Source organism: Ruegeria sp. YTSA219 (assembly GCF_059609985.1).
On the sequence record NZ_JBXWMT010000001.1, the window covers coordinates 583,280 to 598,931 of the forward strand.

The window sequence follows — 15,652 nt, forward strand, 5'->3', positions numbered from 1 at the left end:
GACACAAAACGTGAACATGCGTAGAACAAAAGAAAACGTATGAGCGACGAGGTGTGAGCAATGCTGACCAAGAAGCAGTTGGATTTGTTGGAGTTCATCCATAAACGAGTTCAGGCGGATGGCGTCCCCCCAAGTTTCGATGAAATGAAAGCTGCGCTGGACCTGCGGTCCAAATCCGGCATCCATCGGTTGATCACAGCGCTTGAAGAACGCGGCTTTATCCGTCGTCTGGCCCATCGTGCCCGGGCCATCGAAATCGTCAAACTTCCTGAAAGCCTGGGAGGAGAGCCTACAGTCGCTTTCAAGCCCCGTGTTATCGAAGGTGACAAACCCGAAGGCAGACGCCCCGCGAATTTCGAACCAGTGACCGTTGACGCAATGGAATTGCCGGTCATGGGACGCATCGCAGCAGGTGTTCCGATCGAGGCGATCAGCCATGTCTCGCACCGCGTTGCCGTCCCCGGAAGCATGGTTTCCGGCAGAGGCGAGCACTACGCACTTGAAGTACGCGGCGATTCGATGATTGACGCAGGCATCAACGACGGGGATGTGGTCGTCATCCGCGAAACCTCCGCGGCTGATAATGGCGATATCGTTGTCGCTCTGGTCGAAGATCAGGAAGCAACGCTCAAACGGTTCTTTCGGAGAGGTCAGGCGATAGCGCTTGAGGCTGCCAACCCGGCCTATGAAACGCGTGTACTGCCCGAAGATAAGGTCAAGGTTCAGGGCCGTTTGGTTGGGCTGATCCGAAGCTATTGATCTTTAGCTGTCTGGCGACCACAGCCTTTTGCCTATGACTTCGGCACTGGTCATTACGTTTCCGCTAGACAGTGCAATACTTCCTGTCTTGGTCAGCAACTCGGGATCAATCACCATACAGGTGCCGGACAGCTGGACCGGAACAGCAGAGATGACGATTTGGTCATCTCCACATTCGCTGAATTCGCGCGCAGATCGTTTGCCGGTGAGGTGAATCAGCTCTTTGCCCTGCCAGAAATATCTTTGCGACAGATCTTTCCCATCGGGCCAGCGATTTGCGGCAGTTTTCTGGCTCGCGCCGTCTCCGTCGTTTTCAAGCCATACGGTTGCAATAAATTTGCTGCCCTTTTCCTTGCTCAGCGCGCGCCCCTGATCAGTCATCACACCAACCAACCCACCGGAAGCTGCGACCAAAACTTCCGGACGGTTACCCTGCCCCCAAAGCGCAATCGCCACCATGCAAGGTGCGACGCCGACCCACCTTGCCCCACCGCGCCACAAGGCGATCCACAGCGCGCCCAATGCAAATATGGGCAAGACGTAGGACGGTGGACTGACCACATATCCTTGCGCACCTTCCAGTCCCGAGATCCAGTCTGAAACCGCCAGAATCCATTCCAACCCTGCCCCCATGACCGCCAGCCCAATCCACTCAAGCCCGAATGGCGCCAGGATTGCGGCAATAACGGCCGCAGGAACCACGACGGTTCCCATCACCGGGACCGACAGCATATTCGCAACCAGCCCATAGTGAGACAGTGAATTGAAATGCGCGGCCCCAATCGGTGCGGTGGCAAGCCCCGCTATGGCAGATGACATCAATACCCCGATAATGGGCCGTAGCCATTTCGGCCCGAAAGCAGAACCGAAACCGCGTAAGGCTCCGAAAACGGCCACAAGTGCCGTTGTTGCAGCAAAAGACATCTGAAAACCCGGGCTTAACAGAGATTCTGGTCGCAACGACAGCACGATAAGGGCAGCGACGGCCACCGCGCGTAGCGAAATTGACCTTCTGTCGATCAAAATGGCCCCCAGCATTACGCTGACCATGATAAAGGCCCGCTCTGTTGCGACATTCCCGCCAGACAGCAATAGATAAACAACCGCCGCGACCAAGGCGCAAACCGCTGCAAACTTGCGGACCGGAAGTCTAAGAGCGAGCACCGGGACAGCAGACAGCGTGACCCTGCAGATCAGATAAATGAAACCTGTCAGCAACCCCATATGCAATCCGGATATCGCCAACAGATGAGCCAGATTAGATGCCCGTAGATTGTTCAGCGTTTCCTGCCCCATTCCGCTGCGATCACCCGTCGTGACAGCCGCGGCGAAACCTCCGACCTCTCCAGGCAGCAATGCGCGCACATACTCAGAGATCGCCATCCTCCACGCCGTGATGCGGAGATTGGTCCTGTCCGGCGGGGCAACCGACAACACCGGTACGCGCGTGTACCCGACCGCCCCTAAACGTTGAAACCATGCGTGGCGACGGAAATCGAAACCGCCGGGCTCTACCGGCCCCTGAGGCGGCGACAGATGACCTGTTGTCATGATCCTTTGCCCGGGAACCAGTGCGACATCCCCACCATGCAGGGAAAGTCGGACGCGCCGCGGGCGTCGATCCAAAGGCACGTCCCCTAACCGCACCCGATCGAGCGTTACCCGCAGCGCATCCGACGCAGAGCGGTCAATGGCGACAACACGTCCCTCGACCGGGCCATAGTACCGCCAAGACAGAACCGGCTCTGCCACCGTATGGGCACGTGCGCCGGCCAGGATAAACCCGGCAGCGATCAGCGCCCCCCCGATTGCCAACGAAGCCCAGCCAGACCGCGATTTGCGGGCCATCCCCATAGCTGCAACAATCACCGCGCTGAAACAAACGTAAATCTGCCACCCCGGCTCGAACCGGAGCGCGAAATACAGGCCGATGCCAATGGCCAAGCACACTGGTGACCACTGAAACAAATAGCCTGTCTGGTTCAGTAATGCGGTCTCGACCCGTGCCAGAACACGCATGGTTGCCCCCGTCCTTCGGGCTCGTTAGACAGGCGCCAAGTTAAGCCCGACACGGTTACCAAAAGGTTAATCCACACTATGTCCGATCAGGTCGTCACCCGTTTTGCACCTTCACCCACTGGTTTTCTTCACATCGGCGGCGCGCGCACTGCATTGTTCAACTGGCTCTTTGCTCGGGGACGTGGTGGCAAGTTTTTGTTGCGGATTGAGGACACGGACCGCGAACGCTCAACGCCAGAGGCAACTGCAGCAATTCTTCAGGGGATGTCCTGGTTGGGCCTGGACCATGATGGCGATGTGATCAGCCAATTCGAAGGCGCCCCGCGTCATGCTGAAGTGGCACATCAGCTGCTGGCGGACGGCAAAGCCTACAAATGTTTTTCGACCCAGGACGAAATCACAGCCTTTCGCGAACAGGCGCGTGCAGAGGGAAAATCGACGCTGTTCCAGAGCCCCTGGCGCGACGCTGACCCTTCGACCCAACCTGACGCCCCATATGCGATCCGCATAAAGGCACCGCGGGACGGGGTCACCGTGATCCGCGATCAGGTTCAGGGCGACGTGACAATCCGCAACGATCAGTTGGACGACATGATCCTGCTGCGCTCGGACGGAACACCGGTTTATATGCTGGCGGTTGTTGTGGATGATCACGACATGGGTGTGACCCATGTTATCCGGGGCGACGATCACCTGAACAATGCCGCACGCCAGATGATGATCTATGAAGCCATGGGTTGGGATGTTCCGGTCTGGGCACATATTCCGTTGATTCATGGTCCGGACGGCAAGAAACTATCCAAACGTCACGGAGCTTTGGGTGCCCAAGAATATCAGGCGATGGGGTACCCGGCCGCGGGTATGCGCAACTATCTAGCCCGTCTCGGCTGGAGCCATGGGGATGACGAATTCTTTACAGATGAGCAGGCGAAAGAGTGGTTCGATCTGGCTGGAATCGGTAAAAGCCCTGCACGGTTCGATCTGAAAAAGCTCGAGAATCTATGTGGTCAGCATATTCCAATCACTGGCGATGCCGCGTTGCGGCAGGAAATTCAGGGATACTTGGCGGCGGCGGGACTGCCCGCTCTCACCAATGCACAATCAGGTGATCTGGAACGTGCGATGTATTGCCTCAAGGATCGGGCACGCACATTCCCGGAACTCCTTGAAAAAGCGCATTTTGTGCTGACGTCACGCCCGATTAAACCTGATGAGAAGGCTGCAAAGGCGCTGTCCTCTGTATCCGACGGTATACTGAGTGAATTGACGCCGCACGTGCAAAATGCTAGCTGGACCCGGAACGAACTGGAGAGTGCCCTGAACTCGTTTGCAGAAGCGAAAGGGCTAAAGTTTGGCAAGCTGGCAGGGCCGTTGCGCGCTGCATTGGCTGGTCGGGCTGTAACGCCTTCGGTTTTTGATATGATGCTTGTGCTTGGGCGGGATGAAACCCTGGCACGGCTCTCCGACGCAGCGACATAACCAAAGGTTTCACATTTGGGTAACGCTGCTCCGCTAACACCCGGGCTGCGCCCCTGTGCGCAACCGTTGCCCGCCGAAACGGACGACGATCCGTTTCACGTATGAATGAGGAAGGGACATTATGACCGACAGCAATAAATCAGCCACTTTGACCGTACATGGTAAAACATACGAGTTGCCGGTTCATTCGCCTACCGTGGGACCTGATGTCATCGACATCCGCAAGCTGTACAGCGAAGCGGATGTGTTCACCTATGACCCCGGCTTCACATCGACCGCCAGCTGCGACAGCACCATCACCTATATCGACGGCGAAAAAGGTGAACTGCTGCACCGTGGCTATCCGATCGACCAGTTGGCCGAGAAATCGCATTTCCTCGAAGTGTGCTACCTGTTGCTTTATGGAGAGCTGCCGGCGGCCAAGGAACTGGAAAAGTTTGAAACCACGATCACCCGCCACACCATGCTGCACGAACAGATGCAATATTTCTATCGTGGCTTCCGCCGTGATGCGCATCCGATGGCGATCATGGTTGGTGTCGTGGGCGCGATGTCTGCGTTCTATCACGATTCGACCGATGTTTCCGACCCGCATCAACGTGAGGTCGCATCCCATCGTCTGATCGCCAAGATGCCGACCATAGCTGCCTGGGCTTACAAGTATCACACCGGTCAGCCTTTCGTGTACCCGCGCAACGATCTGGATTATGCGTCAAACTTCCTGCGCATGTGCTTCAGCGTCCCTGCCGAGGAATATGAGGTGAACCCAATCCTCAGCCGCGCGATGGACCGCATCTTTACTCTGCACGCGGATCACGAACAGAATGCCTCGACTTCGACTGTGCGTTTGGCCTCGTCCTCGGGGGCGAACCCGTTTGCGTGTATTGCCGCTGGTATCGCGTGTCTTTGGGGCCCTGCCCATGGCGGCGCAAACCAGGCCTGCCTTGAAATGCTGGAAGAAATTGGCACGGTTGACCGTATCCCGGAATTTATCGCCCGCGCCAAAGACAAGGCTGATCCGTTCCGCCTGATGGGCTTTGGTCACCGCGTCTATAAGAACTTTGACCCGCGCGCCAAGGTTATGAAGCAATCCGCCGACGAAGTGTTGGATCTGCTGGGGATTGAGGACAATCCCAAGCTGCAAGTCGCCAAGGCGCTGGAAAAACAGGCACTGGAAGATCCGTATTTCTCCGAAAAGAAACTGTTCCCGAACGTGGACTTCTATTCAGGGATCATCCTCGAGGCGATGGGTTTCCCGACGTCGATGTTCACCCCGATTTTCGCACTGTCGCGCACCGTTGGCTGGGTCAGTCAGTGGAAAGAGATGATCGCAGATCCACAGAACAAAATCGGCCGCCCGCGCCAGCTCTATCTGGGCGAAACCAGTCGCGATTACGTGGACATCGAAAAACGCTGATTTCGATCCCCAACAAACCAAACAGCCCCGGACCAGAATCCGGGGCTGATTTGTTAGAACAGCGTCAACTGGTCCCCGGCTTGGGGCGGGATATCGAACAAATCGCACCGCAGCTTCGGGGTGCGCGTTGCAAGGCCCAGTCGTTTTACAGCCAGTGAAAACCGCTTAGCCACCATCTCGGCATATTCGCCCTCACCGCGCATTCGGTGGCCCCAGCGCGGATCATAGTCCCTGCCCCCGTGCATTTGCCGAAGCTTGGACATGACTTTTTCGGCGCGCGTTGGCTCTTGCTCTTGCAGCCAGGTTTGCCAAAGTTGCGAAACTTCGCGCGGCAGCCGCAGCATAATCCAGCTTGCTGCATCCGCCCCGGCATCCCTGCCCGCCTCTAACAGGCTTTCCATCTCATGATCTGTCAAACCGGGAATAGAAGGCGAGGTCATGACCCGTACCGGAACCCCCGCTTCGGTCAGCCTGCGAATGATTTTCAGGCGCCGATTTGGCGCGGGTGCCCGTGGCTCCATTCGGCGCGATAAATCCGCATCCAACGTGGTCAGAGATATCCCGACCCGAACCAAACCCTGTTCCGCCATCTGTGCGAGCAGATCGAGGTCACGTTCGATCAGTGCCCCCTTGGTCACAATCGCAACCGGATGGCGAAACTCAGTAAGCACCGACAAACAAGACCTTGTGATTCCGAGGTTTTTTTCAACTGGCTGATAAGGGTCGGTATTGGTTCCAATCGCGATTGGCGCAACAGTGTAACCTTTCGCAGAAAGCTCTTTGCGAAGAAGCACGGCCGCATTGGGTCGGGCAATCAAGCGCGTCTCAAAATCCAGCCCCGGCGACAGACCCAGATAGGCATGGCTGGGCCGCGCAAAGCAATAGATGCAGCCGTGCTCACACCCCCGATAGGGGTTAATCGAGCGATCAAATGGCAAGTCGGGGGAGCGGTTATAAGTGATTATGCTGCGTGCCGTTTCGTGCCTGACTTCAGTCCGCAACGGAGGAAGATCGTCATCATACCCCCAGCCGTCATCGCAGGGGATTGTGTCAAACCGTTCGAATCTGCCTGCCGTATTTTCCGTGGCTGCTCGCCCCTTGGGAATGGCCGAAGGTAGGTTTGTTCTACTTTTGTTCATGTCATTTGGTATATGGAATATCGACCGGTCCAGCAAGCGGCACATTTACCTTGCTGAGGCATCATCAGAACCCCAATCAGGCCCTGAACAATTGGTACATTTGAACGAATTGCAGGATGTTCATGTGTAAAATGACGTCGAGATAACGACAAATTTGGCCTATAGGTCGGTCTCGGAACTGCCAAGGTCGCAATCGTCACAGTAGTATTACGGCGAAATGGCCAAAACGGAAAAAATGCCACCACGGGCGCAAGGCCCGAACAGCTCAGGGAAACGCCCCATGTCCGATGAAGAAGACATCGTCCTGTCCGAACTGAACGACGACGAACTGGTCGAACAGATGTTCGATGACCTTTACGACGGTCTGAAAGAAGAAATCGAAGAAGGTGTGAACATCCTGCTGGAGCGCGGATGGACACCTTATGACATCCTGACCAAGGCACTGGTCGGCGGCATGACGGTTGTGGGCCACGACTTCCGTGACGGCATTCTGTTCGTACCCGAGGTCTTGCTGGCCGCAAACGCAATGAAGGGCGGCATGTTTATCCTCAAGCCACTGCTGGCAGAAACCGGCGCACCGCGCGTTGGAAAAATGGTGATCGGCACTGTTAAGGGCGACATTCACGACATTGGCAAAAACCTGGTGTCAATGATGATGGAAGGCGCCGGATTCGAGGTTGTTGATATCGGCATCAACAACCCCGTCGAAAACTATCTGGAAGCGCTTGATACCGAACAGCCCGATATTCTGGGCATGTCGGCCCTGCTGACGACGACCATGCCATATATGAAAGTCGTGATCGACACACTGATCGAACAGGGTCGGCGCGACGACTATATCGTTCTGGTTGGCGGCGCGCCCCTGAACGAAGAGTTCGGCAAGGCGATCGGTGCTGATGCCTATTGCCGTGACGCGGCCGTAGCTGTTGAGACGGCAAAGGATTTTGTCTCGCGCAAGCACAATCAGCTGGCGGGTTGATCGACATCTAGACCAATTCAGGGCCGTCCGATTTTCGGGCGGCCTTTTTCATTTATTCACCCTACCCTGATCCGAAGCCGACATTATGTGTCGAATACGGGCTTGCCAGCCACCGAATAAGCCGATTTTCTAGATAACGAGAAAGAGGCGCGAAATGACTCAGGACCAACTTCCCGACGATGCCAGCCTGACAACGCAGGGCTATTCAGACCATCACGGCGCAGGGCGAATTCTGTTATTGGCCTGCGGTGCGCTGGCGCGGGAAATCCTGGACCTAAAGCGTCGTAATGGCTGGGATCATATGGAACTGACCTGCCTGCCCGCCATCTTGCACGTCCACCCGGAACGGATCACGCAGGCGGTGGAAGAGGCCGTTGCCAAACACCGCGACCAATACGATAAAGTTTATGTCGTCTACGCAGATTGCGGCACCGGTGGCCTGTTGCAGAAAGCCTGCGAGGAGATGGGCGTGGAGATGATTAAAGGGCCCCACTGCTATTCTTTCTTCGAGGGGAACCAGGTCTTTGAAAATCGCGGCGAGGATGAAACTACAGCGTTCTACCTAACAGATTTTCTGGCACGTCAATTCGATGCCTTCGTCTGGAAGCCGCTGGGGTTGGATCGCCACCCCGAGCTTAGGGAAATGTATTTCGGCAACTACACGAAACTGGTTTATCAGGCACAGACTGATGATGCGGTTCTGACCGAACGGGCCAAGGAGTGCGCAGACCGAATGGGCCTGGCTTTCGAGCGCCGTTTTACCGGTTATGGTGATCTGCAATCCACGTTGAGCGACTGGGCTAGCCGCCCGCTTTAGGCGGCCTCTATCGCGACCTCGCGGATACGGTCGATCATCGCCCTCAAACCGTTAGATCGTTGCGCGGAAAGATGATCGTTTAACCCCAGCCGCGCCAGTTCGCCTCCTGCGTCAACCTGCGGGACTTCTTGAACCGGCAGGCCGTTATATAGGGATCGCAGAACCGCAATCAGCCCCCGCACGATCAGAGCATCACTGTCGCCGTCAAAATGAAAGATCCCTCCCTCGACACTGGGATGCAGCCAGACCTGGCTGGCGCAACCATGTACTTTGGTTGCAGGCACCTTCAACGCATCATCCATTGGCGCCATCGCTTTCCCCTGCTCGATGACATGGCGGTACCGGTCTTCCCAGTCCTCCAGGAATTCGAAATCTTCGACGATTTCTTCAAAAGCAGGTGTCGCCATCTCGGGGCTGTCCTCTCATTGGGTTCACATTTTTGAACTATGATCCTGACCAGCATCTGTCCAGCCCCCCACGTGGCTTTTCAAACCCGGAAAAGTGCGATAACTCATTGCCATATAGACTGCTCTGGGTGTTGTGACGATGAAGAAATCACTGTCTGTTCTTTTGGCTGCTGCCTTGACCCTGTCGGCTTGCAGCGCTTGGCGTGATTCTCGGGTCAACCCGACAAACTGGTTTGGGTCCAGTACTCCGGCACCCTCTGAAGTCTCGGTGAACGATGCAAATGCGCTGGTTCCCCAGACAGACGATGGTGTTGGCCTGTTTTCCAAGAAGCCACCCGAGGATAAGAGCTTCCCGATCGCCAAGATCGAAGAATTGCGGATCGATCCAATTCCGAATGGAGCTATCGTTTACACGACTGGGATTGCTGCAAGGCAGGGTGCCTATAATGCGCGGCTTGTTCGTGTTGAAAACGAAGAGAATGCAAAAAACGGCATTCTCGAATTCACGTTCCGTGTCGACTACCCGTCATATGCGACAAGCCAGGGGACCGAACGGTCCCGAAGAGTATCCAATGCAATCAATATCAGCCGAGACGAGCTTGCAAACATTCGGTTGGTCCGCGTCAAAGGGGAACAAAATGCCCTGGAATCCCGCCGCAGATAATTCCTGCTAAAGCTCTACGACCGTGACGGTCTGCCCTTTAGCTGCCAGGGCGATTTTGCCATCGCACAGTTTCAGGGCATCTTCGCCGAATACCTCGAACCGCCAACCGGACATTGCAGGTAATTCCCGTTCACCGGCTGCGATCTGATCCAGTTCGGAACTGGTAGCAATCAGTTTGGCGGCCACGCCCGAGCTTTCCGTTTTTGATTTCAGCAGCACCCGCAATAGGTCGGCAAGCGCAGGATTTACCTTCAACTTGTCACGGCTGGTATCAATCTTGGGCAATTTTTCTTGTGGGCAATTAACACCCTTTTTGACGGCGGCCAGAATCCCATCCGCAATGACCCCTTTGCGGGCCTCGCGCAGCAGCAGGCGCGATCCACCCAAATCTGAGAAAGATTTCGGCTTGGTCGATGCCAGTTCGATCAGAGCGTCGTCTTTGAACACCCGGCTGCGCGGTACGTTGTTTTCCTGCGCATAGGCTTCGCGGAACTCGGCCAACTCGCGAACAACAGCCAAAAACTTGGCCGAGTTCGTCCGGGTTTTGATACGCTTCCACGCATTTTCGGGCTGGATCTCATAGGTGCCGGATTGCGTCAGCGTGCGCAGCTCTTCGGCGACCCAATGGCTGCGCTTGGTTTTCGTCAACTCGGCCGACAGATACTCATAGATTTTCCGCAGATGCGTTACATCTGCCAGGGCATACGTCTTTTGCGCCTCGGACAGTGGGCGGCGTGACCAGTCGGTAAATCGAGAGGTCTTGTCCACGCCTTCCTTACAAATCTTGCGCACCAGGGTTTCATAGCCAACCTGCTCGCCAAATCCGCAGACCATAGCAGCGACCTGCGTGTCGAACAGAGGGTTGGGGAACACACCCGCCTCAACCCAGAAAATCTCAAGATCCTGACGGGCTGCGTGAAATACTTTGACCACGCTTTCATCGGCGAAGAGCTCGTACAAAGGCTCCAGAGTCATCCCTTCGGCCAACGGGTCGACCAAAACGGCGCTGTCTTCGTCGGGCGACGGGACCGCCAGTTGAAGCAGGCAAAGTTTGGAATAGTAGGTCCGTTCGCGCAGGAACTCGGTATCTACGGTTACGTAGTCAAAGGCCGCAGCCGCTTTGCAGAAATCGGCCAGCTCTTGCGTCGTCGTGAGGGTTTTCATTCGTGGTGCTATTCTTGCTTTTGTTTTTAATCACCCGTCAGTCCTACACGTTTCCGGGCCGTCGGGCGAACCATAGGCCGAATGGCAACCGCGTGTAAATCACCCCGCGGGATTCACGGCAAAAGCACCGGCGTGCGGTCATTTCCGGCAAAGCGGCGCAATACGGCCGGATAAAGCCTGTGTTCGTAGGTCAGAACGCGCGCCGCCAAAGTCTCAGGAGTGTCTCCGGCCTCAATATTCAGGCGGGCTTGCCCCAAGATTGGGCCATCGTCCAGCGCTGCGGTCACTTCGTGAACCGAGCATCCATGCTCGATATCACCTGCTGCAATCGCACGGGCATGGGTGTTCAGACCCTTGTATTTTGGCAACAGTGACGGGTGGATGTTCAGCATTCGACCCTGAAAGCGCGAGACGAAATCACCGGTCAGCACCCGCATGAACCCGGCCAAACATACGATGTCCGGTTGTGCTTTCTCTAACGGTTTCAGCAGCTCGGCTTCGAAAGCCGCGCGGTCGCCTTTGAAGGGTCGGTGATCAACGGCTGCGGTTGCAATTCCCCGATCAGCTGCCTTTTTCAGCCCGCCTGCCCCGGCATCGTTCGACAGGACCAGACAGGGCCGCGCCGGATGGTCACCGGTCATGCTGTCGACCAGAGAGACCATATTCGACCCCCCGCCCGAGATCAGAATGGCGACGCGCTTATGACTCACAGCAATTTGCCCGAATAGGCCACTCCTGCGGTGTCGGTCACGGTGCCAATCCGCGAAACCGTCTCACCAGCTTGGGCCAGCAGTGCCGACAGGTCGTCGGCCTGCTCTGCGCCGCAAACCACGATCATGCCGATGCCACAGTTGAAAGTCTTGAGCATCTCGGATTCAGCAATACCGCCGGTTTCTGCCATCCAGCGGAATACGGGTGGCAAATCCCAGGAGTTCAAGTCGATCTGGGCACCCAGCCCTTCGGGCAGCACCCGTGGCAGGTTTTCGGTCAGGCCACCGCCGGTGATATGGGCGAGCGCATGCACCCCGCCTGTCCGGATCGCCTGTAGCGCAGGTTTCACGTAAAGGCGCGTCGGGGTCAGCAGTGCCTCGCCCAGCGATCCATCCCCAAAGGGCGATGCCGCATCCCAACCCAGGCCCGAGATCCCGACCAGCTTGCGCACTAGCGAATAGCCATTGGAATGCACCCCGTTTGAGGCCAGCCCAAGCAACACGTCACTCTTTTGAACATCTGCAGGAAGGTGTGCGCCGCGCTCCATCGCACCGACCGAAAACCCGGCCAAATCGAAATCACCATCGGGATACATGCCCGGCATCTCGGCAGTTTCACCACCGATCAATGCGCAATCCGATTGAACGCAGCCTTCGGCAATGCCCTCAATAATCCGTGCGGCGGTCTCGGTATCCAGTTTGCCTGTGGCGAAATAGTCGAGGAAGAAAAGTGGCTCAGCCCCCTGACAGATCAGATCGTTGACGCACATGGCCACAAGATCGATACCGACGCCATCGACCAGGCCTGTATCAATCGCGATCCGCAACTTGGTGCCAACACCGTCGGTGGCGCCGACAAGAATCGGGTCCCGATAACCTGCATCCTTCAGGTCGAACAATGCGCCGAACCCGCCCAGCCCGCTCATCACACCGGATCTGTTGGTCCGCTTTGCAGCAGGTTTTATCCGGTCGACCAGAGCATTCCCCACATCAATATCAACGCCCGCATCCGCGTAGGTGATTCCGTTTTTGCCTGCTGTCATGGCCAACCTCTTTTGAATGGTTCCCGCGCGGGTTAGTCGATTGTTGGAGATGTTGCAACGGTCAGGCTTGACGCGGGCGTTCACCATGATAGGCAAAGCGCCTAGGCGGGCCTGTAGCTCAATTGGTTAGAGCAGAGCGCTCATAACGCTTTGGTTGGGGGTTCGAGTCCCTCCGGGCCTACCAAAATCCGCAAATTTCCCCTTAAAAACAACGCTCGATTGGCCCGAAAATAGAGAGAGATGCTCCACGACCTAACAATAGGTTGCGAGGCAAGTGCCCCACGGTTTCAGGACATATCTTCGATTCCCGCCCGGGATATCCCGGTAACTTTTCAGGCGCTTGAATCAGTTTATCGGTCACTGAACATCCGACAATCCAAGATGAACTCACACCAGATTTGGCAGAGCAGAGGTCCGGTGCACGATGCTCTAGCGACCGATGATAATATCGGCACACAGACCGCCCAGATGTTCGCTTTTGCCCAATCGAAGCACGCCGCCATGGGCTCGGGCGACATCTGCCACAATGGCCAACCCTAGACCAACACCGCTGCCCCGATTCTGGTTGCGCGCCGGATCCAATCGCGAGAAAGGTTTGACCGCTTCGGTGCGCTGCTCGGGCGGAATACCCGGACCATCATCTTCAACGCGGATACGCAGCGATTTGGAAGAGACCGACAGGCTGATCTCAGCGCGATTTCCATACCTGACCGCATTCCCGATCAAATTCTCTACCGCGCGACGAATAGCCGTCGGGCGCAACATCGCGGTTCCTGCGCCATCAACCTTTACCAATTCGACCTTATGCCCTGCCCTGCACGCATCCTTGACGATCTGCCGAAGGAACCTCTCAGGGTCTACGGATTCCGGCGCCACTTCTGCCGCTCCTTTGGAAAAGTCCAAAAACGCGTCCAGCAATAGCTGCATTTCATCCACGTCCTGTTGCAATGGCGCTGCTTCACCTTCGGGTAACAAAGACAGCCCAAGCTTGAGACGCGTCAAAGGCGTTCGCAAATCGTGGCTGACACCGGACAGCATCATGGTGCGCTGCTCCATCTGACGCTCAATCCGGGCGCGCATATCCAGAAACGCACTGCCAGCGGCCCGCACCTCGATCGCGCCGCCTGGCGAATAAGGAACAACCCGCCCGCGTCCGAACGCCTGTGCAGCCTCGGCCAGACGGGTGATCGGTCGTAGCTGGTTGCGCATGTACAAAAACGAAATGGTTGTCATGATGATCGCAAAGAACAAGACGGTCACAATCAACTGATGCGGCGCGGTTGGGGACAATCGCCGACGGTCGAAAGTTAGCTGCAATACACCCAAATCCGTCTGCAGATACAATCGAGCCTCCTGCCCGCTTGGCAAGGCGACCGCTACAAGATCGGGAAGCAGGGCGCGCAACTCGGATTCGACTTGAGGTGCAATGAAATCATACCAGCGGCGATTCCCGATGACTGGCGTTTCGTTTATCCCGAGAAACCGCAGTTTCATATCAAGCGCGGCCAGATCGGGCCGAAGTTCGGCCACCGCCTGATGCTGCGTTTCAGAATGTTCTATCACATCCGTAACCAGCGTAACCTCACGCGATGCGGCACGAGTCATTTGCGCGGTGACATCTTCCAGGTGCTTTTGCAAAAAGGCGACACTGATCACCAGCAGCATCACCACCACCGGCAAAATGAGAATCAAAGCCGCCCGAGCGTACAGGCTGCGCGGCATATAAAGTTTGAGCCATTGCGTCGTCATGGGTTAAACCTAACGGGCTGTTCAGACGAGAGAAAGAGTGCAGAATGCAAGCACCGGACGATTTCAATCCAATGCCCGGTCGAGATGACGAATTACAACCGGGCCTGAGGCGGATTCTTGCCCCCAACCCGTCTCCGATGACATATCGCGGCACCAATACATACTTGCTTGGCCAAACCGATCTTGCGGTGATTGACCCCGGCCCTGCCAACGCGGATCATCTGGATGCAATCCTGAACGCGGTTAAACCCGGACAACGGATCAGCCACATCATTGTCACACATTCTCATCTGGACCACTCTCCGCTTGCTGCACCGCTGGCCGAACGAACGCAAGCAAAGATCATTGCTTTCGGAGGCCCCGAAGCAGGCCGCAGTGAGGTGATGGCCGAATTGGCTACTCAGGGGCTCGCAGGCGGAGGTGAAGGGATCGACACGGCGTTCCGCCCGCATATCGAAGTCGAAGATGGAGATGTAATCGCCGCCGAAGGGTGGCAGTTGAATGTGATCCATACGCCCGGTCATCTTGGTAACCATATCGCGCTGGGTTGGGGGGATGTCTGCTTTACCGCCGATCATGTGATGGGTTGGGCCAGTTCACTGGTGTCACCACCTGATGGTGATCTGACCGATTTCATGGCGGCTTGCGAAAAGCTAGGGCAACATAACTGGTCCGTATTCCACGCAGGGCATGGCGCACCGATTAACGACCCTGCCAAAAGGCTCGATTGGTTGATCACCCACCGGCGCGCCCGGGAAAAACAGATTCTGTATGCTTTGGAAACCAGGCCAGGGACCGCCCGGGAATTGGCCGAGCGAATCTATACCGAAACCCCCGCCGCCCTGTTGCCCGCTGCCGAACGGAATGTATTCGCCCATCTCGTTGATCTTACGTGCCGATTTCTGGTTGCACCGCAGTCAAAGTTATCCGTCGGCGCGATCTTCGCCAGAACCCCATAGATGCCGAGGTAAATTTTTTTCCAAAACCGCGCTTCCCCTCTGGACGGCGAAATTTCGGGTTGCTATATGGCGCGAACCGTTCCGGCGTAGCTCAGCGGTAGAGCAGTTGACTGTTAATCAATTGGTCGTAGGTTCGATCCCTACCGCCGGAGCCAATTTCCCCAAAACACACCGCAAATTATCATGGATGCCCGCCTTCGCTGTGCGCATGTTTTTTCGACGAAAAAACTCACGCCCCCCTCTGGACGCCGAAGAGTCGGGTTGCTATACGGCGCGAACCGTTCCGGCGTAGCTCAGCGGTAGAGCAGTTGACTGTTAATCAATTGGTCGTAGGTTCGATCCCTACC

14 protein-coding genes and 3 tRNA genes are annotated in these 15,652 nt (G+C 56.4%); 10 read left to right on the top strand and 7 right to left on the bottom strand.

Annotation, left to right across the window (positions count from 1 at the left end; translation table 11 throughout):
* Positions 1-60: 60 nt before the first annotated feature.
* Positions 61-759: a transcriptional repressor LexA gene (gene lexA / locus AC2FFB_RS02960; protein ID WP_142633603.1), complete on the top strand. Its 699-nt coding sequence runs from the start codon at positions 61-63 to the stop codon at positions 757-759.
* A gap of 3 nt (positions 760-762) precedes the next feature.
* Here lexA and AC2FFB_RS02965 read toward each other — a convergent pair whose 3' ends face one another.
* A complete protein-coding gene (locus AC2FFB_RS02965) occupies positions 763-2,778 on the bottom strand; it encodes a ComEC/Rec2 family competence protein (RefSeq protein ID WP_496688193.1) in 2,016 nt (671 codons plus the stop codon).
* 78 nt (positions 2,779-2,856) lie between these two features.
* On the opposite strand from AC2FFB_RS02965, the gene gltX reads away from it, so the two are divergent.
* Both gltX and gltA read left to right on the top strand, forming a co-directional pair.
* On the top strand, positions 2,857-4,257 hold the full coding sequence (gene gltX / locus AC2FFB_RS02970) for a glutamate--tRNA ligase (protein WP_496688195.1): 1,401 nt from the start codon (positions 2,857-2,859) through the stop codon (positions 4,255-4,257).
* A 121-nt stretch (positions 4,258-4,378) separates the two neighbouring features.
* Positions 4,379-5,674 carry a citrate synthase gene (gltA, locus tag AC2FFB_RS02975; RefSeq protein WP_142633596.1) on the top strand — a complete coding sequence of 432 codons (1,296 nt, stop codon included), beginning with the start codon at positions 4,379-4,381 and terminating at the stop codon, positions 5,672-5,674.
* Positions 5,675-5,727: 53 nt separating this feature from the next.
* On the opposite strand, the gene AC2FFB_RS02980 is transcribed toward gltA, so the two are convergent.
* Positions 5,728-6,813: a PA0069 family radical SAM protein gene (locus AC2FFB_RS02980; protein WP_271947277.1), complete on the bottom strand. Its 1,086-nt coding sequence runs from the start codon at positions 6,811-6,813 to the stop codon at positions 5,728-5,730.
* 280 nt (positions 6,814-7,093) lie between these two features.
* Between AC2FFB_RS02980 and AC2FFB_RS02985 the strand changes: the two genes are divergently transcribed.
* Both AC2FFB_RS02985 and AC2FFB_RS02990 read left to right on the top strand, forming a co-directional pair.
* On the top strand, positions 7,094-7,792 hold the full coding sequence (locus tag AC2FFB_RS02985) for a corrinoid protein (protein ID WP_271947279.1): 699 nt from the start codon (positions 7,094-7,096) through the stop codon (positions 7,790-7,792).
* A 154-nt stretch (positions 7,793-7,946) separates the two neighbouring features.
* Positions 7,947-8,609: a DUF1638 domain-containing protein gene (locus AC2FFB_RS02990; RefSeq protein WP_142633590.1), complete on the top strand. Its 663-nt coding sequence runs from the start codon at positions 7,947-7,949 to the stop codon at positions 8,607-8,609.
* On the opposite strand, the gene AC2FFB_RS02995 is transcribed toward AC2FFB_RS02990, so the two are convergent.
* Positions 8,606-9,016 carry a SufE family protein gene (locus AC2FFB_RS02995; protein WP_496688197.1) on the bottom strand — a complete coding sequence of 137 codons (411 nt, stop codon included), beginning with the start codon at positions 9,014-9,016 and terminating at the stop codon, positions 8,606-8,608. The two genes, AC2FFB_RS02990 and AC2FFB_RS02995, sit on opposite strands and share 4 nt — an antisense overlap.
* Before the next feature lie 139 nt (positions 9,017-9,155).
* Between AC2FFB_RS02995 and AC2FFB_RS03000 the strand changes: the two genes are divergently transcribed.
* The gene (locus AC2FFB_RS03000) at positions 9,156-9,680 is read left to right on the top strand and encodes a hypothetical protein (protein ID WP_496714121.1); all 525 of its coding nucleotides are present in this window, start codon (positions 9,156-9,158) and stop codon (positions 9,678-9,680) included.
* 6 nt (positions 9,681-9,686) lie between these two features.
* On the opposite strand, the gene rnd is transcribed toward AC2FFB_RS03000, so the two are convergent.
* The 3 genes from rnd to purM all read right to left on the bottom strand — a co-directional run bounded on the left by rnd (position 9,687) and on the right by purM (position 12,597).
* A complete protein-coding gene (rnd, locus tag AC2FFB_RS03005; RefSeq protein ID WP_496874476.1) occupies positions 9,687-10,844 on the bottom strand; it encodes a ribonuclease D in 1,158 nt (385 codons plus the stop codon).
* Positions 10,845-10,957: 113 nt separating this feature from the next.
* Positions 10,958-11,554, bottom strand: coding sequence for a phosphoribosylglycinamide formyltransferase (purN, locus tag AC2FFB_RS03010; RefSeq protein WP_496710091.1), 597 nt, complete (start codon positions 11,552-11,554; stop codon positions 10,958-10,960).
* A complete protein-coding gene (gene purM / locus AC2FFB_RS03015; RefSeq protein WP_496874477.1) occupies positions 11,551-12,597 on the bottom strand; it encodes a phosphoribosylformylglycinamidine cyclo-ligase in 1,047 nt (348 codons plus the stop codon). Before purM ends, purN begins: the two co-directional genes overlap by 4 nt.
* Before the next feature lie 107 nt (positions 12,598-12,704).
* Here purM and AC2FFB_RS03020 point away from each other — a divergent pair.
* Positions 12,705-12,781, top strand: a tRNA-Ile gene (locus tag AC2FFB_RS03020).
* A gap of 245 nt (positions 12,782-13,026) precedes the next feature.
* Here the strand turns inward: AC2FFB_RS03020 and AC2FFB_RS03025 are convergent.
* Positions 13,027-14,346, bottom strand: coding sequence for an ATP-binding protein (locus tag AC2FFB_RS03025; RefSeq protein WP_142633580.1), 1,320 nt, complete (start codon positions 14,344-14,346; stop codon positions 13,027-13,029).
* A 44-nt stretch (positions 14,347-14,390) separates the two neighbouring features.
* On the opposite strand from AC2FFB_RS03025, the gene AC2FFB_RS03030 reads away from it, so the two are divergent.
* The 3 genes from AC2FFB_RS03030 to AC2FFB_RS03040 all read left to right on the top strand — a co-directional run bounded on the left by AC2FFB_RS03030 (position 14,391) and on the right by AC2FFB_RS03040 (position 15,652).
* Positions 14,391-15,305, top strand: a complete 915-nt coding sequence (locus AC2FFB_RS03030) for an MBL fold metallo-hydrolase (RefSeq protein WP_142633579.1) — start codon at positions 14,391-14,393, stop codon at positions 15,303-15,305.
* 80 nt (positions 15,306-15,385) lie between these two features.
* Positions 15,386-15,460 (top strand) — tRNA-Asn (locus AC2FFB_RS03035).
* Between the two features lie 135 nt (positions 15,461-15,595).
* Positions 15,596-15,652: transfer RNA gene (locus AC2FFB_RS03040), tRNA-Asn, on the top strand.

Coding starts and splice junctions, on each gene's coding strand:
- rnd (WP_496874476.1), bottom strand. CDS start 10,844: ATGAAAACCCTCACGACGACGCAAGAGCTGGCCGATTTCTGCAAAGCG.
- AC2FFB_RS03000 (WP_496714121.1), top strand. CDS start 9,156: ATGAAGAAATCACTGTCTGTTCTTTTGGCTGCTGCCTTGACCCTGTCG.
- AC2FFB_RS02990 (WP_142633590.1), top strand. CDS start 7,947: ATGACTCAGGACCAACTTCCCGACGATGCCAGCCTGACAACGCAGGGC.
- purM (WP_496874477.1), bottom strand. CDS start 12,597: ATGACAGCAGGCAAAAACGGAATCACCTACGCGGATGCGGGCGTTGAT.
- AC2FFB_RS02995 (WP_496688197.1), bottom strand. CDS start 9,016: ATGGCGACACCTGCTTTTGAAGAAATCGTCGAAGATTTCGAATTCCTG.
- gltA (WP_142633596.1), top strand. CDS start 4,379: ATGACCGACAGCAATAAATCAGCCACTTTGACCGTACATGGTAAAACA.
- AC2FFB_RS02985 (WP_271947279.1), top strand. CDS start 7,094: ATGTCCGATGAAGAAGACATCGTCCTGTCCGAACTGAACGACGACGAA.
- AC2FFB_RS02980 (WP_271947277.1), bottom strand. CDS start 6,813: ATGAACAAAAGTAGAACAAACCTACCTTCGGCCATTCCCAAGGGGCGA.
- gltX (WP_496688195.1), top strand. CDS start 2,857: ATGTCCGATCAGGTCGTCACCCGTTTTGCACCTTCACCCACTGGTTTT.
- AC2FFB_RS02965 (WP_496688193.1), bottom strand. CDS start 2,778: ATGCGTGTTCTGGCACGGGTCGAGACCGCATTACTGAACCAGACAGGC.
- AC2FFB_RS03025 (WP_142633580.1), bottom strand. CDS start 14,346: ATGACGACGCAATGGCTCAAACTTTATATGCCGCGCAGCCTGTACGCT.
- lexA (WP_142633603.1), top strand. CDS start 61: ATGCTGACCAAGAAGCAGTTGGATTTGTTGGAGTTCATCCATAAACGA.
- AC2FFB_RS03030 (WP_142633579.1), top strand. CDS start 14,391: ATGCAAGCACCGGACGATTTCAATCCAATGCCCGGTCGAGATGACGAA.